Source organism: Thermostichus sp. OS-CIW-26 (assembly GCF_054058395.1).
In genome coordinates, this window is the sequence record NZ_JBSSAG010000014.1 from 13,308 (window position 1) to 36,736 (window position 23,429).

The window sequence follows — 23,429 nt, forward strand, 5'->3', positions numbered from 1 at the left end:
GAGCGTCGCGTAGCGATATGCCAGCACCCACTTTTTTGCGGCAGGCCCTGGATCGCTATCCGTTTGCTTCGCGGCGACGGGTGGTGATGGGCAGACAGGGATCCGTGGCCACCAGCCAACCTTTGGCGGCAATGGCGGGCATGGAGATGTTCTGGGCGGGCGGCAATGCTGTGGATGCAGCCGTGGCAATGGCGGTGGCTTTGACGGTGGTGGAGCCAACCTCCAATGGCATTGGCGGCGATGCCTTTGCTCTGGTGTGGGAGGGGGGGGAAGAGGGTCAGCTGTACGGGTTGAATGCTTCCGGTCGCAGCCCAGCCGCCCTGACGCCGGAGCGGTACCGGGACCATGGGCGGATCCCCCCCTACGATTGGTTAGCGGTGACGGTGCCGGGGGCAGTTTCCGCTTGGCAAACCTTGCACCGGCGCTGGGGAAAGCTGCCGTTCGAGCGTCTGTTTGTGCCTGCCCTTCGTCTGGCGCAAGAGGGATTTCCGGTCTCTCCCCGGGTGGCCCAACTGTGGCAGGCGGCGGAGTCCATCTATTTGCCCCTGCCAGATCCCCGCCACGACGCCTTCAAGGCCGTTTTCTTTCCCCAAGGGCGTGCCCCACGGGCTGGAGAGCGCTGGAGCAGCCCCCTGCATGCTCAAACCCTAGAAGAGATTGCCCGTAGCGGTGGGGAGAGTTTTTACCGGGGGGAGCTGGCGGAGAAGTTGCTGGCTTTCTCGGAGGCCACGGGCGGCTTCCTGTCCCCCGCCGACTTGGCCCAGCACCAGGCCGATTGGGTGGAACCCATCCATACGGATTACCGCGGCTACACCGTCTGGGAGATCCCCCCCAACGGGCAGGGCATTGCCGCTTTGATGGCGCTCAACCTTTTGGAGGGTTTTGAGCTGGGTCGGATCTCCTACGATGCCGGCGAGCGCTATCACCTGCAGATTGAGGCAATGAAGCTGGCCTTTGCCGATGTGAGCCGACAGGTGGCGGATCCGGAGTATGTGCGGGTCAGTCCTGCCCAGATGCTGGATAAGGCTTATGCACAGCGGCGGCGGCAGTTGATCGGGAGAGAGGCGATCCCCCTGGCCCAGCCAGGGCTGCCGGAGGGGGGAACGGTTTACCTGGCTGCAGCTGATGGTGAGTTGATGGTGTCTTTGATTCAGTCGAATTTCGATGGCTTCGGCAGTGGTCTGCTGGTTCCGGGCACGGGCATTGCTCTCCACAACCGCGGCACGGGTTTCACCCTGGAGCCCGGCCATCCCAACCAGGTGGGCCCCCGCAAGCGCCCCTACCACACGATCATCCCCGCTTTTCTATCCAGAGAAGGGATCCCTCTCGGCCCTTTTGGTGTGATGGGAGGGACGATGCAGCCCCAAGGCCATGTGCAGGTGGTGGTGAACTTGGTGGATTACGGCCTAAACCCCCAAGCGGCCCTGGATGCGCCCCGCTGGCGAGTGCTGTGGGATCAGGGGATCCCGCAGGTGGCGCTGGAGAGCACGGTGCCGCCCCAGGTGGTGCGCGAACTCTCCGCCCGCGGCCATGCAGTGCAGGTGGTGGACGCAGAAGAGGATTGTGGTCTTTTTGGCCGGGGACAGATCCTCTTGCGGGATGGGGATCACTTCATTGCGGCTTCCGAACCCCGTGCCGATGGCCTAGCCCTGGCGTGGTAGAAGGCTCAACTCATCACCATGCCACCATCGATGGCAAAAACCTGTCCCGTGATGTAGGCCGCCGCCGGATCTGCCGCCAAAAAACGCACCAGCCCCGCCACTTCTGCCGGGGATCCCAGTCGCCCCAGGGGGATCTGCGCCAAAATCGGGCCGGGATCCAGTTTTTCGGTCATTTGGGTGGTGATGAACCCCGGTGCCACGGCGTTGACGGTGATGTTGCGGCTGGCCAGCTCGCGAGCTGCTGTCTTGGTGAGGCCCACCACCCCTGCTTTGGCGGCGCTGTAGTTGGCCTGGCCGGCATTGCCCACCAAGCCCACCACCGAGGTGATGTTGATGATGCGCCCCTGGCGCTGCTTCACCATGATCTTGGCGGCTGCCTTTAGGCAGAGAAAGACCCCCGTCAGGTTGAGATCCAGCACCGCCTGCCAATCTTCTGGCTTCATGCGCAGCAGCAGGGTGTCGCGGGCCATGCCGGCATTGTTCACCAGCACATCCACCCGACCCCACCGCTCCATCACCTGGGCAAACAGGCTCTCCACCGCCTCTGGGCAAGACACATCGGCGGCCACAGGGATCCCTTCTCCCCCCAGGGCCGCGATCTCCTCCACCAGGGACTCGGCTTCGGCAGCGGAGCGGGCGTAGTTGATCGCCACTTTTGCTCCAATGGCCCCCAGGTGCAGGGCAATCGCCCGGCCAATGCCCCGGCTGGCTCCGGTGACCACAGCCACCCGGTCTTGGAGGGAAGGCAAAGGGAGAAGCTCAGACATAAGCGGCAGATTCCTCGTGATTCGGACAGCGTGATTAGGACAGCCGCAACAGTATAGGATGCTTTAGAGCCCTCTGGTTGCCACTGGCTTCCCTGCGATCGCTTGCGCTGCGTCCCTCATAACCGCCGTTCGCGCTACTTGGATGGAGTCCTTCGGCATAGGCAGGAGGGATCCCACGGCTCTGTGCAGTCACCCTGCCCGCAAGATGTGTTGACGGACGGATTCCCAGACCAACGGGCGAGCAGAGCCGGACTATGATCAAAGGCTAGGCCGCAGCAGAGCATGCCTCTAACCCCCAAAACCCTGAACTTTGCTGAATTTACTGAGCTTTAGGCGGTTTGGCAAAAGTCATTGAGAGGGATATAGTAGACCAAGTTTCCCCCTGATCCTTGAGTCCACCGCAACGGTTGCCGGGAAGTGAAGGGGGAAAGCGCTCGGGGGGTATTCCTCAGGGCTTTGCGGGATACCGCCTTCCTGCTCAGAGATAGGCAGGATGCGATCGCTTCTTTCCTGAACCATGTTCAGGAGAGTCCAGCGTGAATGTATCAGGAACTGTCCATGCAAGTGGAGTTTCGCGAGTGCGATCCGGGAAATCTGTGGATCTGGTTTGAGTTTGCCGAGCCGCCGGTCGAAGCTGAGCTGGAGTACCTCAACGAGGTGCTGGAGTCATGGTACGTGCTGGGCAAACTGGGGGGATTTAACGCCGAGCGCCTGGTGGCCCAAGAGGCAGAGGCGGATCTGAGCTATCTGGAGTATCCCAACGAATCGGATCCCTTGCCTTCCCTGATGCACAACATGGGATCCCTGGAAGAGAAGGACAACTGGGCCCGCTGCTGGTTTGATCTGGGCACCGCCGATGCGATGGCGCTGGATGTGTTGATCAACGCCCTGCGCACCCTCAGCCTGGAATACATCGGCCTCAGCCGCGTGATTATCGGCGGGCAAAATGAGGATTGGCCAACGGCGGATCCGGAGGAGATGGATGACATGGATGACTACGATCTAAACGGCTATGTGCGGGATCACAGGGAGGAGGAAGGAGGGCTGGAATAGCGGGATCCCTGCCTACTCCAAGTAGCCCAGCTCCTGCATCTGCCGCACCAAGTCGGCATCGCTCTCCACATTCACCTTGCGAGGAGCCGTGCTAGGCCGCCGGGACTCTGCCCAGCTCACCCAGGCTTTCAGCCCCTGCTGTAGGCGAGCCAGCCAAGCCTGGGGGGAAAGGGATCCCCAGCCGGCTTCCCCCGCCGACCCGTCGTGACAGCGTTGCGGATCAGCATCAGGGAGAGAGGAGACGGGATCCCCGTTGCCGACCCAAAGCAGATCCCGCAGCTCCGCCGGATCCTGCTCCAGGTTGTAGAGGCTGGGGCGATCCCCCGTTTGGATGAGCTTGGTCATCCCCTCATAGAGGGCACGGCGGATGTCGTAACAGGCACGCGCCCGCAGCAGGCTGTCGTTACGGCTTTCCATAGCCCGAATGAGGAGGTGGGGCGGGAAGGCTTCGCTGAGCACTGTTCCCTGCTCGGGATCTTCCCCTGCCAAGGTGCGGGCCAAGCTGAGGCGGGCGACCTCGCGGCGGAGCTTGAGGCTGACACAGGGGGCACCGTTGGGGGAAAGGTTGGGGCTAAAGCCGGCAGCTTCCAGGAGGGTATGGAAGAGGCGGCGGGTGGAAACGGGGGTGGCAATGCGTTTTCCTGCCGGGAAGTGGCCGGGATAGCGCAGGATGAGGGGCACGCGGATCAGCTCTTCGTAGACCACAAAGGCGTGGCCGACGAAGTCGTGTTCTCCCAGGCCTTCGCCGTGATCGGCGACGATGGCCACCAGCGTGTTCTGCTCCAGGCCGGTGTGGCGCAGGGTGTCGAAGACGGATCCCAGTAGGTGATCTTGGTAGGCCACCTCAGCATCGTAGATATCCCGCAGCACCTGCGCTTGCAGTGGAGAAAGGGGCTGCGGCAGGGGCGCCATCCAGCGGTAGGGCTGGGCGTTGTATTGGCGCAAAAAGTCGCGGGCCTCGCGGTTGCTTTTGAAATAGGGGGCGTATTTCTGCACAAAGGGCTCCGGCGGCCAGTAGGGCAGATGGGGCTCCATCAGGTTGACAAAGCAAAAGAAGGGCCGTGCTCCGGGATCCGACCGGCGGCGGGCCATCTGCTGCAGGTAGCGGTTGAGGTCGGCAATCGAGGCGGCGGTGTTGCCTTTGAAGTTGAGCAGGCGGGTCCAGAGGGAGGCAAACCAGGGGTGCAGCGCCAGCTGGAAGAGGGCGTCGGAGCGGGCAAAGGCGTTTTGCACCGGATAGGAGAGCCGCCGCCAAAATTGGGTGTAGGCGGCCAGCCAGCGGTTCAAGGGGGCGGGCAAGGGGGTGCCTTCGGGGGGGCGGGTGGGCAGAGCGCCACCGTAGTTGTAAAAGGTTTCAAAGCCGCGCCGCAAGCCGTTTTTCAGGATCCCCACCAGGGGGTTGTTGCAAAAGCCCACGGTGGTATAGCCACTCAGCTGCAACAGCTCTGCCAGGGTGGGCAGGGCGGGGCTCAGCTCCAGATCTGCTTGGACAGTCTGGTGGGTGCTGGGATATTCCCCCGTAAAGAGGGAAGCGTGGGAGGGGATGGTCCATTGGGCGGGGGCGATGGCCCGCTCGAAGAGGGTGGATTCGGCAGCCAGCCGATCCAGGTTGGGGCTGGTGGGCAGTTGGCGGGCACGCTCCGCTTCCGACCAGTAGCAGGAGAGACGATCTGCCCGCTGGGTATCCAGCACGATCAGCAGGATGTTGGGGCGTTCTGCAGCAGCGCCAGCCCTGGCGGGGAAACATCCTGTTTGCGTCAGCGAGACGGAGTCCTTAAAACTCACCACAACCCACCTGATACGTTTCTTAAAGTATCCCTATCCTGCCATGCTCTCGGCCAGCTTTCTGCTTCCCCCACCGCCTCCTCAGGGCAAAGTGAGCTGGGTTTGGCTGTTGCCTTGGATCCGAGCAGTGTTGGCCTGCCAATCCAGGATCCCTTGGTTGCCTCTGACAGTCAAAGCCTGGCCGGGCTGGCGGTAGCGCACGTTGCCCTGGGCCTGCAGCTGGGTGGAGCCGATGCGCCAGCGGATCTCCTGGGCTTCCAGCTCTTGCCCTGTCTGCTCGGCTTTGGCCTTCACATTGTCCAGCAAGCGCAGCTCGGCAAAGGGCAGGGGAGCACGCAACTGACCACCGCTGAGGCGCAAGGCTTGTAGGGGGGCATACACCTCTACAGCCCCTACTGCCTGCACTTCCCCGACGCCAAATTGCCACAGAAAACGGCTGGCGGCCAGCTCCAGATCCGGATCCCGGTACTCTGCCCGCACAGGCTGAGTGGGATCCAGGTTCTCCAACTGCATCTGGGCTTGGCCAAAATCAACGAGCAGCCGATCCCCCCACAGGGATCCCTGCCCATCCAACAGCTCCACTTTCACCTGGCCCTCGGCTTGGAGGCGGCGCTGTTCCGGCAGCCATTCCACCCGTTGGGCCTGCAGACGCAGGTTGTCTCGCTCCGATTCCACCTCGACTTGACCCGTCAATTCCAGCCGTCGTTCGCCGGGGTAGGCAGAGCCTTGCTCGGCGCGGGTGCGGATGGCGCGGTTGTCTTCGTCGAAAAATTCTCCCTCAACGGCCTGCAAATGGGCGGATCCCAACTGCACAGGAGCGGCACCATTTTCTGGGGGGGACTCATATTCGGCCAGGCGAGCCTGTAAGCGCCAAAGAATGCCGCCGTCGGGCCTGGCTTGGGTGAGGGTGATGTCTTCGTAGATCAACTGGGGGGTGGAGATGGGCTCGGAAGGCGCATCGGGATCCCACTCCGGCCCGCCACAGCCCGCGCTCAGCAGGGCCAAAACGGCCAGGAAACGGAGGACAGACAAAGACCTGGACTGCATGGATCTTCTTCCTTGTGGGCGCTCTCCCCTACCCTAGCTTTCTTAGGACTCCGTCCCGCTGGCGCGATCAGCCGTATCCTTCCGCTGCGCTGAGCCGGATCCCGCTCTCGGCAAACCCGTGGCATTATCAGGGCAAAGTGTTTTTGGGGGCAAGCGTGACCCAACTGTTGCAACTTTTCATCTACGGCCTTGTCTTGGGCAGCATCTACGCCCTGGGAGCAATTGGGGTGTCGCTGACCTTTGGCATTTTGCGCTTTGCCAACTTTGCCCACGGGGATCTGATGACCCTGGGGGCCTACTTCGGCCTGACATTTGTTGGGTTGGGTTGGCCAATTGGGGTCAGCCTGATCCCGGCAGCTTTGGCCACGGTACTTTGTGCAGTTGGGATCGACCAACTCATTTATCGCCGCCTGCGCCGGGAGGCACCAGTGATCTTGCTCATTTCTTCTTTTGGCACCGCCCTGATTCTGCGCAGCCTGGTGCAGATCATCTGGGGGCCCAACAATCAGGTGTACCGCAGCGGGATCCAGTTGCCGTGGCGGCTTGGGGAGCTGCGCATCAAGCCCGATTGGGCAGTGATCCTGGTGGGAACAGCCCTGTTGGTGGTGGCCCTGCATCTCTTCTTACAACGCACGCGGGTGGGCAAAGCGATGCGGGCCATGGCCGACAATTTTGAGCTGGCCAAGATTACCGGCATTGATACAGAGCGGATCGTCCTCTGGACTTGGGCCATTGGCGCAGCCTTGGCCTGTGCAGCAGGTGTGTTCCTGGGCATGGATACCCGTCTGCACCCCACCATGGGCTGGCGGCTATTGCTGCCCATTTTTGCAGCGGCCATTCTCGGCGGCATTGGTCGCCCTTACGGGGCCATTGCTGGAGGGCTGGTGATTGGCCTGGCGGAAGAGTTTTCCACCTTGGTGATGAACCCTGCCTATAAAACCGGGGTGGCCTTCGCCATTTTGGTACTGCTGCTGATCTTCCGACCCACGGGATTGCTGGGATCCCCGGGTGGGGGGGATGTCTGATGTTGAGCTACGGCATTTTCTTTTTGATTTTGGTGGGGATCTACGGCGTGCTGGTGCTGGGCCTCAATATCCAGTGGGGCTACGCCGGCATGTTCAACATCGGGGTGGGGGCTTTTTTTGCCGTGGGAGCCTATGCCAGCGCCATTGTCACCACACCCCCAAGCGCCGAGCATTTGGGCGGCTTCAATCTGCCCTTTTGGGTGGGTTTTGCCATAGCTGTGCCTGTCGCCGGGGCGATTGCCTTTTTGATCGGCTTGATTACCCTGAAGCTGCGTTCCGACTACCTGGCCATCGCTACCATCGGCATTGCCGAGATCATCAGCCAAATCCTGAGGAATGAGGGCTGGCTCACCAACGGTGTGCGGGGAATTACCCGCATTCCGCGACCCTTTCGCGGCTGGATCCCAGGTCAGGATACCCTTCTCTACTTGGGCTTGGTGCTGGTCATTTTGGCGGTGGTCTATTGGGCTGCGGAGCGGGCCTATCGCTCCCCTTGGGGGCGGGTGCTGCGGGCCATTCGCGAGGATGAACCGGCAACCATGGCCGCCGGCAAAGATGTGCTCCAGTTTCGCCTGCAGGCGTTTGTGCTGGGATCCATGCTCATGGGGTTGGCGGGGGCCCTCTACGCCCATTTTGTCAATTTCATCAGCCCAGAAGCCTTTCAACCGGAGTTTGCCACCTTTATCGTTTGGGTAATGCTGATCGCGGGGGGCAGTGGCAACAATCGCGGCGCCTTGCTGGGAGCGCTGGTAATTTGGGGGGTGTGGTCGGGCAGCGAGTGGCTCACCAACCGTTTGCCGCCCCAGTGGGCCACCCGGGCTGGCCCTTTGCGCATTTTGTTGATCGGGATCCTGCTACAGGTCATTCTTCTGACGCGCTCTCAAGGATTGTTGCCTGAACGTCCGCCCAAGCCCGTCTTGGGCACTTCTCCTTCGCCTAAGCAGAACCCCGCAGGATAGGATTGGGTCGGCTCCAGCTGTTGTTGACGTGTTTGAGATAACCCAGCCCTCTGTCGTCATGACTCCGCGTCCCAAGGAAACTGACCCTTCCTGGCCACCCTGCAACCCCGACACGACGGGCTGCCCCCCTGATGCCGGACAACCAGGGATCCGGACTACACCCATCCAAGAGGGCTATGCTCTGCCGGAGCAGTATTTCAACCGGGAGCTGAGCTGGATTGAATTCAATGCCCGGGTTTTGCACGAGGCCCTGGATGAGCGCACACCTCTGCTGGAGCGGCTGAAGTTTCTGGCCATCTTTGAGAGCAACCTGGACGAATTTTTCATGGTGCGGGTGGCGGTGATCCGTCGTCAGTTGGAAACGGGCGTGTTGGTGCTAACCCCGGATGGCCTTACACCGCAGCAGCAGTTGCAGCAGATCTCGAGCCACCTGCGCCCCCTGATTCGAAAATTGCACACTTGCTTCCGGCAGGAACTGGTGCCCAAGCTGGCGGAACAGGGCATTCACATCCGCGATTTTTCCGAGCTGGCCGAGTCGGAACGGCAGGAGCTGCGGGACTACTTTGAGAGGCGTTTGTTTCCAGTGCTCACCCCCTTGGCGGTGGATCCAGGCCATCCTTTTCCCTACATCTCCAACCTCAGCCTCAGCTTGGCGGTGGTGGTGCGGGATCCAGAGACTGGCAAGGAGCATTTTGCTCGCGTGAAGGTGCCCAACACCTTGCCCCGCTTTGTGCCGCTGCGGGATGGGGTGAGCTTTGTGCCGCTGGATCAGGTGATTGCCCACCATCTGGAAGCGCTGTTTGTCGGCATGCAGGTGCTGGAGTACTACCCCTTCCGCATCACCCGGGATGCCGATCTGGAAATCCAAGAGGACGAGGCCGACGATCTGCTGGCTGCCATTCAAGAAGAGCTGCGCAAGCGCCGCTTCGGCTCAGTGGTGCGCATGGAGATTGCCAGCCAAACTCCGGCAGCCATCCGACAACGGCTCAGCGAAGAGATGCGCCTCAACAGTGACTCGGTGTACGAAGTGGATGGCCTCTTGAGTATGGGGGGGGTGATGGCGTTTCTCAGCCTGAATCGGCCCGATTTGAAGGATCCCCCTTGGGGGCCGGTCACCCCGCCCCGCCTGCGCACTGCCTCGGTCAGCGATGAGCCGGTGGATATCTTTGCCGTCATCCGGGAAGGGGATCTGTTGGTGCATCACCCCTACGATTCTTTTGCCGCCAGCGTGGAACGGTTTTTGGAGGAGGCCGCCAACGATCCGCAGGTGCTCACCATTAAGCAAACCCTCTACCGCACTTCCGGCGACTCAACGGTGGTGAAATCCCTCATTCAGGCTGCCGAAAACGGCAAGCAGGTGGCCGCTCTGGTGGAACTCAAAGCCCGTTTCGACGAAGAAAACAACATCCTCTGGGCCAAAAAGCTGGAGAAAGCCGGGGTCCACGTGGCCTATGGCCTGCCGGGGCTGAAAATCCACTGCAAACTGGCTTTGGTGGTGCGGGAAGAGGAGGGATCCCTGCGCCGCTACGTCCACATCGGTACCGGCAACTACAACCCCAAAACCGCCCGTATCTATACCGATCTAGGGCTGTTCACTTGCGATGAGACCCTCTGCAACGATGTTACGGAATTGTTCAACCTACTGACGGGCTACTCACGGCAACGGCAATTCCGCAAGCTCTTGGTGGCCCCCAGAACCCTACGCCAAGGCATGGAAGCCCTGATCCGCCGCGAGATCCGCCATGCCCAAGCGGGGGGCCAGGGGCGTATCATCGTCAAGATCAACTCTCTCACCGACCCGGAAATGATCCGGCTGCTCTACGAGGCCAGCCAAGCCGGGGTGGAGATCGACCTCATTGTGCGCGGCATGTGCTGCCTCAAGCCCGGGATCCCAGGCCTAAGCGAACGCATCCGCGTGATCAGCATCATCGGGCGCTTCCTGGAGCACTCCCGCATCTTCTACTTCTACAATGGCGGCCAGGAAGAATACTTCATTGGCAGCGCCGACTACATGACCCGCAACCTGGATCGACGGGTTGAGGTGGTTACCCCTGTGGAGGATCCCGCGTTGCAGCGGGAGCTCAAGGCGATCTTGGACATCTGCCTGACGGACAACCGGCAAGCCTGGGAGTTGCGCCCTGATGGCACCTACGTGCAGCGGCAACCCAAGCCAGGAGAGCCTGTGCGCTCCACCCACCAACGCCTGATGGAGCAGGCCGCTAGCCGCATTTAGCAGGATGACTCTCACTGCTAACCTGATACATTTACGCTGAACACTGCTGAACATCACTGTTCAACTATGCAGCGATAGCATTCTGTTTGTTTCCATTCGCGTTAGCGGGACGGAGTCCAAACAGAATGGCGGTATCCCGCAAAGCTTTGAGTAGAATACCCAAAGCGCAGTTTCTGTGTCGTCTTACTACCAATTTTCTGCTTTGCTTTGGCTACCATGTTGGCAGACTCGAAAGTAAACAGAAAGATCAACTGGTAGTAATCCGTACTGAACATATTATACATTATTTTCAGTATAGTTGAGCTTATTATTGACTAGAGTCATGCTCTCTCAGAGGGAGAGAGGAGCAGCCTCGCCGCTATCGGGAATGGCCACCAAAGCTCAGGATCCGGTGGTCTTGGCGGCCTCGGCCTCTTCCTCGCCCAGCGCAATTACCCGTTCCGTGGCCTGCAACGAAGACTGCAAGCTCTCCAACTTTTCTCGGCTGGAGCGGTTCAGCCACGACTCGATTGCGTTCACCAAGAGCTGATCCACAGAGAACCAGCCCCCCCCATTCACCGCAAAGGCCAGGAAGATCGCTGCGTAAATGGCGGATAGCTCCAAGTAGGGAACGCTGAAGCCGGCCACCTTAATGTGATGGAACATGGCCACTGCCATCGTGGCGAACAAACCCAACGCTGCCCCGCGGGTCAACAAACCCAGCGCCACCATGGGGGCTGCAATCAGCTCGGTATAGGCAGCTACATAAGCAAAAAAGATCGGGAAGGGCAACCCGATCACTTCTACATAAGCCGTCGCAAATCCTTCGATATCTGCCAGCTTGTCAAGGCCGTTGTGAATCATGAATAGCCCTGCCACCACCCGCAAAACGGTCCACGCCACTTGAGACCAGCGCGGAGTTACGCTGTCGTGACGCAAAGCCGAGGCGAGTAGCACGGGAAACTGCTGAGTGAGTGCCATAGGATAAAACCTGCAATGCAAAGATGAGCAAGAATTCTAACTTATTGTAACGATTCTAAATTTCTGTAACAAGGGTGGGACTCAGATCCCCAGTGGTCAAGGGATCCCATGCAAAAACAAGGCCTCCGGCCCGCTGGGTTTCCGGCGAGCTTTCACCGCAGGCGATTGCGCCACACTATCTCTGCTCTTGGCCTGGGACTTTTCCGGCCTTGCTGAGACCTGTCAACCTCTGTAAATGGATCCCTCATAATGGGTTCATTGGCTGACCCTGTCGCTATGATTGCCGAATCTGTCCTCGCCTCTGATGTCAGCTCCGCCAAAGCCCAAGCCGGGAGAGAGGAGGGATCCCCGCCTGCCATTCGTTTGCGGAGGGTCAGCCGCAACTTTTCCGGGATCCAAGCGGTGGACGGGGTGGATTTGGAGGTGCAGCAGGGGGAGTTTTTTACGTTGTTGGGGCCGTCGGGTTCGGGCAAAACCACCTGTTTGCGGATGATCGCGGGCTTTGAGCGTCCGGATGAGGGGCAGATCGAATTGAACGGCCAGAATGTTTTGGGTCTGCCGCCCTACCGACGGGCTGTGAACACGGTGTTTCAGGACTATGCTCTCTTCCCCCACATGACGGTGGCGGAGAACGTTGGCTACAGCTTGATGATCCGCGGCATACCGCCGAAGGAGCGCCAAAAGCGAGTGCAAGAGGCGCTGGAGCTGGTACAACTGCCCGATCTGGGATCCCGTAAACCCAGCCAACTTTCAGGGGGGCAACGGCAACGGGTGGCCTTGGCGCGGGCTTTGGTTGGCCGACCGCAGGTGCTCTTGCTGGATGAACCTTTGGGGGCGCTGGATTTGAAGTTGCGCCAACAGATGCAGTTTGAACTCAAGGCCCTACAACACCGCCTTGGTCTCACCTTTTTGTACGTCACCCACGACCAAGAAGAGGCCGTAAACTACCCGACTCCGACCGCTAAGCGGTACGGAGCGGGCTTTCAGTAGCCCTGAGCCTGCTCTGCCCTACCAGAGAACAAAACAGGCCCGAACCTCTAGGCTGGTTTACGGCAGCCCCCAAAAGCGCAATCACATTCGCACCATTCAAATCCGCATCCCCCTCCCATCCACAGTGCCCACACTTAAACTTCTTTCCACTGCGATAGGATTGCGCAGGGTCGGGATGAATGTGCAAACACCGGTGGCAGGTCTGTGACGTGTAGGCAGGCGGAACAAGAATCAGAGCAACCCCCGCACGCAGAGCCTTGTACTCCAAAAATTGACGGAGTTGATAAAACGCCCAACTATTTGCCCGCCTACGCTCTGTCTTGCTGCGTGGCTGTTGATTGACCCTTTCCCGGATCCCTGTCAAGTCTTCCAGGGCAATAGCGCTGTTTGTGGTCTTTGCCCTAGAGACAATAGCTTTGGAGATGCGATGATTGACCCACGCCTGAAAGCGTCTCTCCTTGCCAGACAGCCGTTGCAACAGTTCTCTGCATCTGCGCCGCGAACTGCGTGTGCCCTTACTGGCTTTGCGTTGGAGTACCGCCCTCAACCGGGAGTAGCGGTCGCGGACTCTGTTCAACTGCTGTCCATTCCAGTTATCTCCTTCCGATGTATGGGCAATATCTGTCCTTCCCAAGTCCACCCCGATCACCTTGTCGGTATCTTGTTGTTTGGGTGTTTTTTCCTCTACGCAAATCTGGATGTAGTAGGAGCCATCTTTGCGCTTGATCAGCGTGGCAGCTTTTGGGTTGGAACCAGCCAGCATCCCACGCTGGTAGTTACCAATGGCCAGTTCAAAGCGTTCTCTCCCTTCCACCGTGGTCAGCGACACCGTCCAGTCTTTTTGACGGAACGAAAAGATGCGAGCGTCGTAGGTAACGAACCTACGCTTGAACTCTTTAACTGGACGGTTGCGCTGTCTCGCCACTTTGCGAGCGCCCGCCACCCGTCTGCAGACCTGCTGAGCCAAGTTACTGGACAAGCCGAACCGGGCACGGATTTCGCGGTAGCACAGAGATTGAAGTTTAACGGCGTTGGTGACTTTCTCGGGCGTGTTTTGGTTGACCCAGTTCAACGCTTGCACAAAGGCATCCATCGTCGCGTCCAATTTAGCGGCTTGCGACTGGGACACCTTGAGCTTGCAGGAGATGGTCAGGATTTGGCTCATAAGTTCATTGTACTTCATCAAAGCGCATTCCTCCCGGCACTGACCCTACGGGTACAGTGCGGGGCTCCTGCGCTAGTAAGCTGAAGAAGGGATCCCCGATGGCCACTGCCGCTTGCGGGGACGGATTTGCGACACTGCTTATCTAGGGGCTTTCATTCGCTATCAGGTATGGGTGTCGGGCTGTGAGGTGAAACTTTTGGCTGTGCAACCCAACCCCGGCCTGAATTTGCAGCAGTTGCCGGAAGGGACGGAGGTGACTTTAAGTTGGGATCCCAGCCGGATGCACCGCATCCCCGAATAGGGCTCTCAATCCCGATCTCCTCTGGAGCTTGTCTATCCGGCGTCGGCGCTATCTTGCAGGCAGTTGACACTCCCGCCGACTGAAGTCGAGGGATTCTTACGTAGCCCAGAAACGGGCTCGCAACGGCGTTGTCAAAGGGAGAAAAACGGGCCATGATGCGCATTTCCATCCAGCCGGGGAGCGGGATCCCTGGCTCCGTACAGCTTTTTAATTTGCTCTGCTTTGCCATCGCCTGCGGGCAATTTCCTCCCGGCTACCGCCTGCCCAGCACCCGTCAATTGGCTATGCAAACAGGCCTGCACCGCAATACCATCCACAAGGTTTACCACCAACTCGAGGCTATGGGCCTGGTGGAAACCCGCGCTGGATCTGGCATTTACGTGAGCCGCTCCGCCCGCCAGGTGGTTAACTACTCTCGCGGCCTGGGGGAAAACCTGGATCGATCCCGACAGGTCCTGGAGCAGGTGCGCCAGGGCATCGACCAGCTGCTGCAGCAGGGGTTTTCTTTGGAGCAGGTGCGGGATCTGCTGCTAGCGGAGATCGATTGGCGATTGCGCTGCAGTGCCCAAGTGCTGGTGTGTGTGCCCAACCGGGATTTGGGTACAGGACAACTGATGGCCCAGCAAATCCAGCAGACTTTGGGCATCCGGGTCCAGTTGGTGCCCCTGGAGGAGCTGGCCACCGTTCTGGATCAGATCCATTCCGGCACTGTGGTGACGCTGCACTATTTTCTCAGCGCCGTCGAAGCCATTGCCCAGCCGCGAGGGGCCCGTGTTCTGACGGTGGAGGTGTCTGACTACGCCCGCGAAATTGCCCTGATCCGCCAATTGCCTTCCTACGCCTGTCTGGGGCTGGTGAGCATCAGCACTGCCCTGCTGGAGGTTGCCGAGGTGATTGTCTACAGTCTGCGGGGAGACCTGCTGGTGCTGACGGCAGTGATCTCGGATACGGAACGGGTGGGATCCCTAATCCGCCGCGCCCATACGCTGATTTGCGATGAGGCCAGCTACCCCACCCTGCGGGTCTTGGTGCGCCAAGCCCGAGCCGATCTAATCCGCACACCCAACCTAGTCTGCGCCACCCCCCACATCGGAGAAGCAGCCATGGCCGAGCTGCGACGGGAACTGGGTGGGATCCCTGGAGCCGGAGGGGATAGAGAGGCGGGCGGCAGCGGTTTGCAGAGTAAAGAAACGCATTAAGCCTTGTTGCAGGTGAGCCATTTTGCGGATGACAGGCTGCCCGATATCGTGTTTAAGTGGAAATACGGTAAAAGCTTACTCACTTTGATTCATCGCTGATCAGTCTTTACACGTATGGTGATCCTCGACTACGCCTCCGCCGATCATGACCATGTGGCGGTTACACGGGAAGGTTTCTGGGAGGCCATCCGCTTCCAAGACCATTTTTACGTCTTCAACCGGGGCTTTTCTCAGCTGCAAGAGGCCATCGCCAGTTGCCGCTACGACATGGATCACGGATCCCTGATCAGCCTCGTGGTGGTGCGCCCTCGGAGCTATGAGGTGTGGTCGCAGGTGGGATCCGACATTCCCGTCTTGCCGAAGCAACTGTTGAGCCCGACAGCCAGGGACTCCCTCCTACCGGCGCGTTCGGTTCCATCTTTGCCCAAACGTCCTTTCTGGTCTTTTTGGGGTTGGGGATCCAAGGCTTATGTGGTGGATGGCGAGCCGGCTGCACCCCAGTCTTTGTTCCACCATAGCCCTCGGCCCTACAACGCGCTACAGGCTTGAGCCGGAATCGGTTGCGCCAGCGTCGTGCAGCAACAGTTTCAGGGAACAGGACGGCTCCACGTGCAAATTGAGATCCGGCTCTTCCACCAGCAAGGGCACGCGCTCGGCCACTTCCAGGCCAAATCCTTTCAAGCCGCTGATGTGGCGAGAGGTATTGCTGATCAGGCGCATTTTGCGCACCCCCACATCCCGTAGGATCTGGGCGCCGATGCCGTAATCGCGCAAGTCCATCGCCACCGGTGGCGCGGTTTCAGAAAGTCCCAGATCTTGCCGGGCGTAGGACTTGATTTGCTCGATGAGACTCAGCTCCTGCTCTTGCCGGCGCAGGTACACCAGTACCCCCTTGCCTTGGTGGTCGATCATTTTCAGGGCGGCGGTCAATTGGCGGCGACAATCGCAGCGCAGGGATCCCAGCGCATCCCCCAGGGGACACTCCACATGGACGCGCACCAGGACGGGCTCAGCGGCAAATTGGGCCGGATCCCCTTTCACCAGGGCCAGGTGCTCGACTTGGTTGAGGCTATCGCGGTAGCCGTAAACCCGAAACTGGCCGAACTCCGTTGGCAGGGTGGCGGCAGCCTCTCGGTGAACCAGTTGTTCGGTGCGCAAGCGGTACTCGATGAGGTGGGCGATGGTGATGATCTTCAAATCGTGCTGACGGGCATATTCGATCAACTGGGGCAGGCGGGCCATGGAGCCATCCGGGTTTTGGATCTCGCAAATCACCCCTGCCGGATACAGCCCGGCCAACATCGCCAGATCCACCGCTGCTTCCGTATGGCCAGCCCGTTTGAGTACTCCGCCCTCCCGTGCCCGCAGCGGAAAGACATGCCCAGGCCGGCGCAGATCTTCCGGTCGCGTGTGCGGGTGAATGGCCGCCTGAATGGTGCGAGAGCGATCGGCAGCGGAAATGCCGGTGGAAACTCCAGCCTCTGGCCCAGCATCAATGCTGACGGTGAAGGCAGTTTGGTTGCTGTCGGTGTTCTGCCCCACCATCAGGGGGATCTTCAGCTCATCGAGGCGGGATCCCTGCATGGCCAGGCAGATAAGGCCCCGCCCGTAGGTGGCCATGAAGTTGATAGCTTGGGGCGTGGCAAACTGGGCAGCACAGACCAGATCCCCTTCGTTTTCTCGGTTTTCGTCATCGACCACGATGACCATGCGACCACACTTGAGGTCTTCGAGGGCTTCGGGGATGGAGTGGAAGATCGTTTCTGTCTCGGCCTGCGGGATGGCACTCATGGAAAAGGGGACGCAAAAAGGGAAAACCTGGCACAGCCGGCTCTGGGCACCGGATCTGCCGGATCTATGCTAGAGCAAACCGGGCAACAGCTAGGGATCCCAAGGCAGGGTCAGTACTTGGGAATCGAGGGATCGTAAGCCTCTGCCCAGGCGAGGATCCCCCCGCGCAGGTTTTTTCCTTGGATCCCAGCAGCTTGCAGGATCTTCAGGGCTTTGGCCGAGCGCGCCCCACTCTTGCAGTGGACGATCAGCTCTGAGCCGTTAAGGAGGCGACGCACCTGCTCCACCCCGTCGCCGTTTTCAATTTGGGGCAGGGGGATCAGGTGAGCACCAGGGATCCGGCCTATCTCCCACTCATTTGGGTTGCGCACATCGACCAACACAAAGTCTTGGTGAGCATCCATCCGCGCTTTCAGCTCGGCCACAGTGATCTCGGGGATCTCTGTCTGGCCAGCTTGTTCTGTGACTTGGGCTGGCGGGATCCCGCAGAACTGCTCATAGTCGATAAGCTGGGTGATGGGCGGAGTGGCGGGGTTTTTGCGCAGCTTCAGCTCCCGGAAGCTCATGTTCAGGGCATCGTAAAGCAGCAGCCGCCCACTTAGGGTTGTGCCCACGCCCAGCAGGATCTTCACGGTTTCGGTAGCTTGAATAACACCGATGATGCCGGGGAGGATCCCCAACACTCCCCCTTCGGCGCAGGAGGGCACCAGTCCTGGTGGGGGCGGCTCGGGGTAGAGATCCCGGTAGTTGGGCCCATCTTCGTAGTTAAAGACCGTCGCTTGTCCCTCGAAGCGGAAGATCGAGCCGTAGACATTGGGCTTGCCCGTCAACACACAGGCATCGTTCACCAGGTAACGGGTGGGGAAGTTATCGGTGCCATCCACAATCACGTCATAGTTGGCAAACAGCTCCAGTGCGTTGTGGGCCTTCAGGGCGGTGTTGTAAACATCCACTTGACAGTGGGGGTTGATCTCCAGGATGCGGTTCTTGGCCGATTCCACCTTCGGCTTGCCCACCCAGGAGGTGCCGTGGATCACCTGCCGCTGCAGGTTGGACACATCCACCACATCAAAATCGACGATGCCAATCCGCCCCACGCCGGCTGCCGCCAAGTACAGCAACAGGGGCGAGCCAAGCCCGCCGGTGCCAATGCACAGCACCTTTCCGGCTTTCAGCCGCTTCTGTCCTTCCAGGCCCACCTCGGGCAGGATCAAATGCCGAGAAAACCGCTCCATCTCTTCGCGGGAGAGGCTGACTTGGCTGGTATCCAGGTTCAACATGCTCACAACCCTCCAGCAATAGCGGGAACGATGCTGATGACGGCTTGTTCTCCCACGGGGGTGTTGTTGCCTTGGGGCAACGTGCGCACATCCTCGTCGTTGAGGTAGACATTGACAAAATTGCGCAGCTTCCCATCCTCGGTGTAGAGGTGGCGCTTCAGCTCGCCATAGCGGGCGATGAGGTTGCCCATCACTTCGCCAACATTGCTGCCCTCGATCTCGACAGCTTCCAGGTTGTCGGTGTAGGGGCGCAGGGGAGAGGGGATCAGAACTTTGGTTGCCATGGGAGTTCGGGGAGAGATCTTGGGTATCTACTGGAGACTTTTGAGGATCCAGAGGATCTGGGCTGACCTATCCGTTTGTCGATCTTGTTGGGGCTGTCCACTGACTTTGAGGATTCAGCTATGTTACAGATAAGGTTCAGCACTAGACTACCGCTTTTTCCGGTGGCGCCCATCCCAGCTTTCAAGGATCCCAACTGAACTTAGCCGTGAACTTCAGCCTCAAACAGCGGCAAAGCCCAAACGACTCTAGCTTGCCAAAGCCGGGAGCGGGGGGATGCGAATGTCTTCCAGCATCTGCATTGGCTCCCGTTGGGGCTGCTCCTGCTCATCCAAAACCCAGCTCACCACCTCTTCTGCCTTGCCCTCGCGCACACTGACGATCACACAGGAAAAGCCCCAAGGAAAAGCATGCTGCCGATCAAACTCGGAGGGAATGGCCGCATGGTTGGGATGGGAATGATAGGTGCCCAGGATCCCCAGCCCTTTGCGCACCGCGTGGTCGTTGGCCCGCTTGAAATCCGCCGGATCGATCAAAAAGCGGCGGCGGCTGGATTCCCCGTCTGCCAGAGGGTTTTCCGCTTGATCCCAGGTGTTGGTCACCGACCAAAGCTCGTGGATGATCTTGTCGGATCCCCGGATTTCCCCAATTAAAATGCCGCAGCTCTCGTGGGGAAAGGCTTGTTCGCCGTGCTGACGGATGCTGCGAATGTGGTCTGCCGAGAGGTAGAGGGCCATGAATCTCGCCTTTGCCGATGGAGTTACCGTCCTTTTATTCTGGCACAAATTGGCCAGGGATCCCTCAACTTAGCTACAGCGGATGCCATTGGGGCGCAACGGGCAGGCCGTTCCGCAGAGGCCGCCGCTGCTGAAAATGTTCGGCCACCAGTGTGGCGCGGTCAGACCCGTCCATCGAGTGAACCCAGAGGTGGCTCTGGCTTTGGAGGGGTGACGGGGGCATAGTGGGGGCAACCCTGGCACGGCCCTTGGGGATGGACGGCACAGCGCAACCAAGCCGAGTGGGCACTGAAAACACAAGAGGGATCCCCCAGGGGTGGGCCAAATTCGCCGGCCCGTTGACGGCGCAGCAGCACCACTTGCCGTCGCCAATCTTGCAAAAATCGGCTGTAGGCGCGTTCCCGCCAGCGACGCTTGGCCGCATTTTCGAGGACGTGGGCGGTGAGGTTATCCAACATGGAACGATACCCAGGGAAGAGGCCAACAGGCTGGGAGTTGCGTTGGATGGCTGAGAACCTCAGGATGGCACAGACTGGCGAGAAGAACCCAAGAATTGCAAACTCTCCTTGAGTTCAGTTTAAGTTTGTTAAGTTTGTGGAGTTTCTTCCGATGGCTCTGGCTGCTGGTGGCGGGCCTGGGCCTGTTGCAGGGCTTCTCGCACCACAGCAAAGCCCGTTCCCCCGGCGCTGAGCCGCGTGGCCACCACCTGGCGGGGCTCAATGGCCGTCAAAATGTCCGCCTCAAAGGCCGGGTGGAAGGTTTTCCAGCGCTCCAAGGGCAGATCCCGCAGCAGGATCCCCTCTGCCAAACAAATGCGCACAATCTGCCCCACCAAATCATGGGCTGTGCGAAAGGGGATCCCTTTGCGCACCAAGTAGTCGGCCACATCGGTGGCGTTGGAGAAATCTTCCTGCACAGCAGCGGCCATGCGCTCAGGTTGAAATTGGATCCCTTCCCGCAGCAGAAGGGTCATCGCCTCTAGGCAGGCTTTCAGGGTATCGACCGTGTCGAATAGTCCCTCTTTGTCTTCTTGGAGATCTTTGTTGTAGGCCAGCGGCAGCCCCTTCAAGGTGACCAACAAAGCCTGGAGATGGCCAAACACCCGCCCCGCCTTGCCGCGCACCAACTCCGGCACATCGGGATTTTTCTTCTGGGGCATGAGGCTGGAGCCGGTGGCACAGGCATCGGTGAGGGTGACAAAGCCGAACTCCTGGGAAGCCCAGAGGATCATCTCTTCCGAGAGGCGGCTGAGATGCACCAAAATCAAGCTGGCGGCAGCGTGGAACTCCACCAGGTAGTCCCGGTCGCTGACGGCATCCAAGCTGTTGGCGCTGATCCGCTCAAATCCCAGCAGATGGGCGGTGAGCTGCCGATCAATGGGCAGGGAAGTGCCGGCCAAAGCTCCGGATCCGAGGGGGCAGACATTCACCTCTTCCCGCACCCGCCCCAGCCGTTGCCAGTCTCGCCAGAACATTTCTTCATAGGCCAAGAGGTGGTGGGCTAAGCTAATCGGCTGAGCCCGTTGCAGATGGGTGTAGCCGGGCAGGATTGTCTCCAGATGCCGCTCAGCCAAGTCCAACAAAACTCCGCGCAGCTCCCAGAGGGCTTGACGAAGGTGATCGATCTGATCTCGCAGATAGAGGCGCAGATCGGTGGCCACTTGGTCGTTGCGGGAGCGCCCGGTATGCAGTTTTTTTCCCACTTCCCCCACCAAAGCCACCAAACGACGCTCGACGGCATAGTGGACATCCTCTGCCTCTGGATCGGGCCGGAAGGTGCCGGCAGCCGCTTCCTGTTGGATCTGCTCCAATCCCCACCGGATCTGGTCGGCCTCTTGCTGGGTCAGGATGCCACAAGCGGCCAACATCTGCACATGAGCCAGGGATCCGGCCACATCGTAGGGCAGCAGGCGGATGTCGAAGCCGATACTGGCGTTGAAGCGGGCAATGGCAGGGTGCAGGGATCCCTCGAAGCGTTGGCTCCAGGGGCGAGGGGTGGAAGTTACCGTCAGCTCAGACATCGGCTGGGAACTGGGAGAATGGGAAGAAAGACCCCGCTGCAGAAGAAAAAGCACAAAAACCAAATACCGACGGCCAAAACCCCGCCGGCTCAGGCCAACTGGATCCAGCTAGAGCAACGGCGACAAGGCTCTAGTGGGAGCTGGTGATGCTCTTGAGCATGTAGCCCGCCACGATCCCTATCAAAAGCGCCCAAATTTGGCCCGATTCCACAAAGCCATTCCAACCCTTGCGGATATCGCCCAGCACATCCTGTCGGAACACCTGCCCGACAATCATTTCCGTCTGGAAAGCCGTGGGGGCCGGCAAGTAAACCGAAGCGGTCTCAGACCCGGAAGAAGAGAAGTTCATGGTTACGCCTCAAGTGCAGATAATCGGGAAAGAGTGCAGCCAACCCTGTAGCTCCACTAGCTAGAGCTTACCCTGAGTTTAAGCCTTCTGTGGCTAGGCTGGCTCAGAGTCCGGCAACACCTTCAACACCACCAGCGTTGTATCGTCCACGGGCTCAGGCCGCAGGGAAATTTCATCCTGCAACAGGAGCTCTGGATCCGCAGGCAGCCATAGGGGAAGAGGGTGGGATCCCCGGCGGCCTCGGAAGGCATCCATCTGCTCAAACAAGCTCTCCAAAATGTCTTCGGGGGAGTCGTAGCGACGGGCAGCGTACTGGATGGCGTCCATCAGCCCAGAGGTTTCCAAGCGCTCGCCGCGGGTGTTGGCTGTCTCCGTGTAGCCATCGGTGTAGTACACCACCACATCCCCGGGTTGCAGTTGCACGCAGCTTTCCGAGTAGTGGCTGTTTTCTTCCAAGCCGATCAGCGCCCCCTCTGTGTCCAGGGGTTGAATTTCTCGGGTGCGGGCCTGCCACCACAGGGTGGGGTTGTGGGCCGCGTTGCTGAAGCAGAGGCGATGGGAGCGGGGATCGTACTCCGAATAAAACAGGCTGATGAAGCGATTGGAGTTTTCCAGGTCACTGTACATGGCCCGGTTCAGATGTTGCAGAACACGGGCCGGCGAATGGCGGTTGAGGGCCTCCGCCCGCACCATGGCGCGGGTCATGGTCATCAACAGGCCGGCGGGCACCCCTTTGCCCATCACATCCCCAATGACGATGGCCAAGCGAAAGCCTGCCGTTTCTTCAGATGAGTCGGATGTTTCCAGGCGTTCGCCGGGAATCTTGATGAAGTCATAGTAGTCGCCCCCCACTTTGCTGGCCACCCGGCAACGGGCTGCCAAGCGAATCCCCTTGACTTGAGGGCACTCCCGAGGTAGCAGTTGGGTCTGGATGTAAGAGCCAATCTCCATTTCTTTTTCCAGGGCCATCTTGCGGCGCAAGGCTGCCGTCAAGCGGTCATTTTCGATGGCCACCCCTGCCTGATCGGCGACCAAGCGCAACAGTTGTTGGCGACGTTCATCCCAGTGGTAGCCAGGCTGACGGCTGAAGACGTACAAGCGACCCTGGACAGAGTTGCGAATCAGCAGCGGCGTGCCGAAAAGGCGTACATCCGGCCCCAAGCTCTGGCGGAACCGTTCGTCCAAGAGGTGTTCAAGGGCAGGGATCTTAACAGACAGGGATCCCTCCGTTTTGAGGATGGGCTCTTGAGCCGAGAGAGTTTGGGCGATCTGCTCCATCTCAGCCCGAATCTGCTCGCGGTGATTGAGATCAGAGCAATGCAGTTGATCCAACTGGATGGTGCCGTTGGGATTGAACAAAACCAGGGCTCCGCCTTCGGCATCGGTCAGTTGGCTGGCCACAAAAGCCGTCAGCTCCAGGATCTGGTTCAAGTTGTTAAAAGAGCGCAGAGCAAAAGCCAGCCACGCCAGCAGATACTGCATCCGATGGTGTTCTCTCTCCAGTTCTGCCACCCGATCCGGCATTGCAGGGGCAGGCACAATGGCCGGCTTGACCTCCGGCAGCTCTCTATCATCGGACGCAACAGCACCTGAAGAGGTGGGATCCTCATCCTGGCCGGTCTGAGCTGAGCGCAAGTCCCCCGAATTGTCCGTGGGCGACAGCGACGGAGCATTGGGGGGGAGGGGATTTTTGCCCGAATCCTGGGCCAGCAAGGACTCTGACCACAAAGAATCTGACAGCCCGGCAGGGGGCTGCCCTAAAACGGCCTTTTGGGGGCTGTGATCATCCATCGGGAAGACTGGCGTTAATCCCTTGGAAACGTAA

At 59.7% G+C, this 23,429-nt stretch carries 21 protein-coding genes and 1 pseudogene; 9 read left to right on the forward strand and 13 right to left on the reverse strand.

What is annotated here, in order from left to right; all coding sequences use genetic code 11:
- The first annotated feature begins 17 nt into the window (after positions 1 to 17).
- On the forward strand, positions 18 to 1,661 hold the full coding sequence (locus tag ACVW0C_RS07520) for a gamma-glutamyltransferase family protein (RefSeq protein ID WP_457384796.1): 1,644 nt from the start codon (positions 18 to 20) through the stop codon (positions 1,659 to 1,661).
- A gap of 5 nt (positions 1,662 to 1,666) precedes the next feature.
- Here the strand turns inward: ACVW0C_RS07520 and fabG are convergent, their stop codons facing one another.
- Positions 1,667 to 2,428: a 3-oxoacyl-[acyl-carrier-protein] reductase gene (gene fabG / locus ACVW0C_RS07525; protein WP_011433672.1), complete on the reverse strand. Its 762-nt coding sequence runs from the start codon at positions 2,426 to 2,428 to the stop codon at positions 1,667 to 1,669.
- Positions 2,429 to 2,986: 558 nt separating this feature from the next.
- On the opposite strand from fabG, the gene ACVW0C_RS07530 reads away from it, so the two are divergent.
- Positions 2,987 to 3,481 carry a DUF3531 family protein gene (locus ACVW0C_RS07530; protein WP_457384829.1) on the forward strand — a complete coding sequence of 165 codons (495 nt, stop codon included), beginning with the start codon at positions 2,987 to 2,989 and terminating at the stop codon, positions 3,479 to 3,481.
- 12 nt (positions 3,482 to 3,493) lie between these two features.
- Here the strand turns inward: ACVW0C_RS07530 and ACVW0C_RS07535 are convergent, their stop codons facing one another.
- Both ACVW0C_RS07535 and lptC read right to left on the reverse strand, forming a co-directional pair.
- Positions 3,494 to 5,266, reverse strand: coding sequence for a sulfatase (locus ACVW0C_RS07535; protein ID WP_457384797.1), 1,773 nt, complete (start codon positions 5,264 to 5,266; stop codon positions 3,494 to 3,496).
- An 81-nt stretch (positions 5,267 to 5,347) separates the two neighbouring features.
- Positions 5,348 to 6,298, reverse strand: coding sequence for an LPS export ABC transporter periplasmic protein LptC (gene lptC, locus ACVW0C_RS07540; protein WP_457384798.1), 951 nt, complete (start codon positions 6,296 to 6,298; stop codon positions 5,348 to 5,350).
- A 170-nt stretch (positions 6,299 to 6,468) separates the two neighbouring features.
- On the opposite strand from lptC, the gene ACVW0C_RS07545 reads away from it, so the two are divergent.
- Genes ACVW0C_RS07545 through ppk1 form a run of 3 tightly spaced genes read left to right on the forward strand, consistent with a single transcriptional unit; the run spans position 6,469 to position 10,530 of the window.
- Entirely contained in the window at positions 6,469 to 7,338 is an 870-nt protein-coding gene (locus ACVW0C_RS07545; protein ID WP_457384799.1) for a branched-chain amino acid ABC transporter permease, read from the forward strand.
- Positions 7,338 to 8,297: a branched-chain amino acid ABC transporter permease gene (locus ACVW0C_RS07550; RefSeq protein WP_457384800.1), complete on the forward strand. Its 960-nt coding sequence runs from the start codon at positions 7,338 to 7,340 to the stop codon at positions 8,295 to 8,297. The genes ACVW0C_RS07545 and ACVW0C_RS07550 overlap by 1 nt, the downstream gene beginning before the upstream one ends.
- A 58-nt stretch (positions 8,298 to 8,355) precedes the next feature.
- Positions 8,356 to 10,530 (forward strand): polyphosphate kinase 1, encoded by a 2,175-nt coding sequence (gene ppk1 / locus ACVW0C_RS07555; RefSeq protein WP_457384830.1) that lies wholly within the window; start codon positions 8,356 to 8,358, stop codon positions 10,528 to 10,530.
- Positions 10,531 to 10,911: 381 nt separating this feature from the next.
- On the opposite strand, the gene ACVW0C_RS07560 is transcribed toward ppk1, so the two are convergent.
- A complete protein-coding gene (locus tag ACVW0C_RS07560; RefSeq protein ID WP_457384801.1) occupies positions 10,912 to 11,490 on the reverse strand; it encodes a DoxX family protein in 579 nt (192 codons plus the stop codon).
- A gap of 249 nt (positions 11,491 to 11,739) precedes the next feature.
- Here ACVW0C_RS07560 and ACVW0C_RS07565 point away from each other — a divergent pair.
- A pseudogene (locus ACVW0C_RS07565) lies at positions 11,740 to 12,435 on the forward strand (ABC transporter ATP-binding protein); the annotation flags it as partial.
- A gap of 16 nt (positions 12,436 to 12,451) precedes the next feature.
- On the opposite strand, the gene ACVW0C_RS07570 reads toward ACVW0C_RS07565, so the two are convergent.
- Entirely contained in the window at positions 12,452 to 13,645 is a 1,194-nt protein-coding gene (locus ACVW0C_RS07570; protein ID WP_457384831.1) for an RNA-guided endonuclease InsQ/TnpB family protein, read from the reverse strand.
- A gap of 112 nt (positions 13,646 to 13,757) precedes the next feature.
- Between ACVW0C_RS07570 and ACVW0C_RS07575 the strand changes: the two genes are divergently transcribed.
- The 3 genes from ACVW0C_RS07575 (at position 13,758) to ACVW0C_RS07585 (ending at position 15,694) form a co-directional block, all read left to right on the forward strand.
- The gene (locus tag ACVW0C_RS07575; RefSeq protein WP_414374567.1) at positions 13,758 to 13,946 is read left to right on the forward strand and encodes a TOBE domain-containing protein; all 189 of its coding nucleotides are present in this window, start codon (positions 13,758 to 13,760) and stop codon (positions 13,944 to 13,946) included.
- 155 nt (positions 13,947 to 14,101) lie between these two features.
- Complete coding sequence (locus ACVW0C_RS07580) at positions 14,102 to 15,145, forward strand: GntR family transcriptional regulator (protein ID WP_457384832.1); 1,044 nt, start codon at positions 14,102 to 14,104, stop codon at positions 15,143 to 15,145.
- Positions 15,146 to 15,259: 114 nt separating this feature from the next.
- On the forward strand, positions 15,260 to 15,694 hold the full coding sequence (locus ACVW0C_RS07585; protein WP_457384802.1) for a hypothetical protein: 435 nt from the start codon (positions 15,260 to 15,262) through the stop codon (positions 15,692 to 15,694).
- Here ACVW0C_RS07585 and ribB read toward each other — a convergent pair.
- The 8 genes from ribB to ACVW0C_RS07625 form a co-directional block, all read right to left on the reverse strand.
- Positions 15,683 to 16,936: a 3,4-dihydroxy-2-butanone-4-phosphate synthase gene (gene ribB, locus ACVW0C_RS07590; RefSeq protein WP_457384803.1), complete on the reverse strand. Its 1,254-nt coding sequence runs from the start codon at positions 16,934 to 16,936 to the stop codon at positions 15,683 to 15,685. The genes ACVW0C_RS07585 and ribB overlap by 12 nt on opposite strands.
- A 110-nt stretch (positions 16,937 to 17,046) precedes the next feature.
- A complete protein-coding gene (moeB, locus tag ACVW0C_RS07595; RefSeq protein WP_457384804.1) occupies positions 17,047 to 18,216 on the reverse strand; it encodes a molybdopterin-synthase adenylyltransferase MoeB in 1,170 nt (389 codons plus the stop codon).
- Between the two features lie 2 nt (positions 18,217 to 18,218).
- Complete coding sequence (locus ACVW0C_RS07600; RefSeq protein ID WP_011433658.1) at positions 18,219 to 18,500, reverse strand: MoaD/ThiS family protein; 282 nt, start codon at positions 18,498 to 18,500, stop codon at positions 18,219 to 18,221.
- 246 nt (positions 18,501 to 18,746) lie between these two features.
- A complete protein-coding gene (locus ACVW0C_RS07605) occupies positions 18,747 to 19,235 on the reverse strand; it encodes a M67 family metallopeptidase (RefSeq protein WP_414390429.1) in 489 nt (162 codons plus the stop codon).
- A 161-nt stretch (positions 19,236 to 19,396) separates the two neighbouring features.
- Positions 19,397 to 19,693 carry a DUF6464 family protein gene (locus ACVW0C_RS07610; RefSeq protein WP_414329336.1) on the reverse strand — a complete coding sequence of 99 codons (297 nt, stop codon included), beginning with the start codon at positions 19,691 to 19,693 and terminating at the stop codon, positions 19,397 to 19,399.
- Positions 19,694 to 19,821: 128 nt separating this feature from the next.
- On the reverse strand, positions 19,822 to 21,255 hold the full coding sequence (argH, locus tag ACVW0C_RS07615; protein WP_457384805.1) for an argininosuccinate lyase: 1,434 nt from the start codon (positions 21,253 to 21,255) through the stop codon (positions 19,822 to 19,824).
- A gap of 130 nt (positions 21,256 to 21,385) precedes the next feature.
- Positions 21,386 to 21,604, reverse strand: a complete 219-nt coding sequence (locus ACVW0C_RS07620) for a hypothetical protein (protein WP_414349808.1) — start codon at positions 21,602 to 21,604, stop codon at positions 21,386 to 21,388.
- A gap of 93 nt (positions 21,605 to 21,697) precedes the next feature.
- Complete coding sequence (locus tag ACVW0C_RS07625; protein ID WP_457384806.1) at positions 21,698 to 23,395, reverse strand: PP2C family protein-serine/threonine phosphatase; 1,698 nt, start codon at positions 23,393 to 23,395, stop codon at positions 21,698 to 21,700.
- Between the last annotated feature and the right edge of the window lie 34 nt (positions 23,396 to 23,429).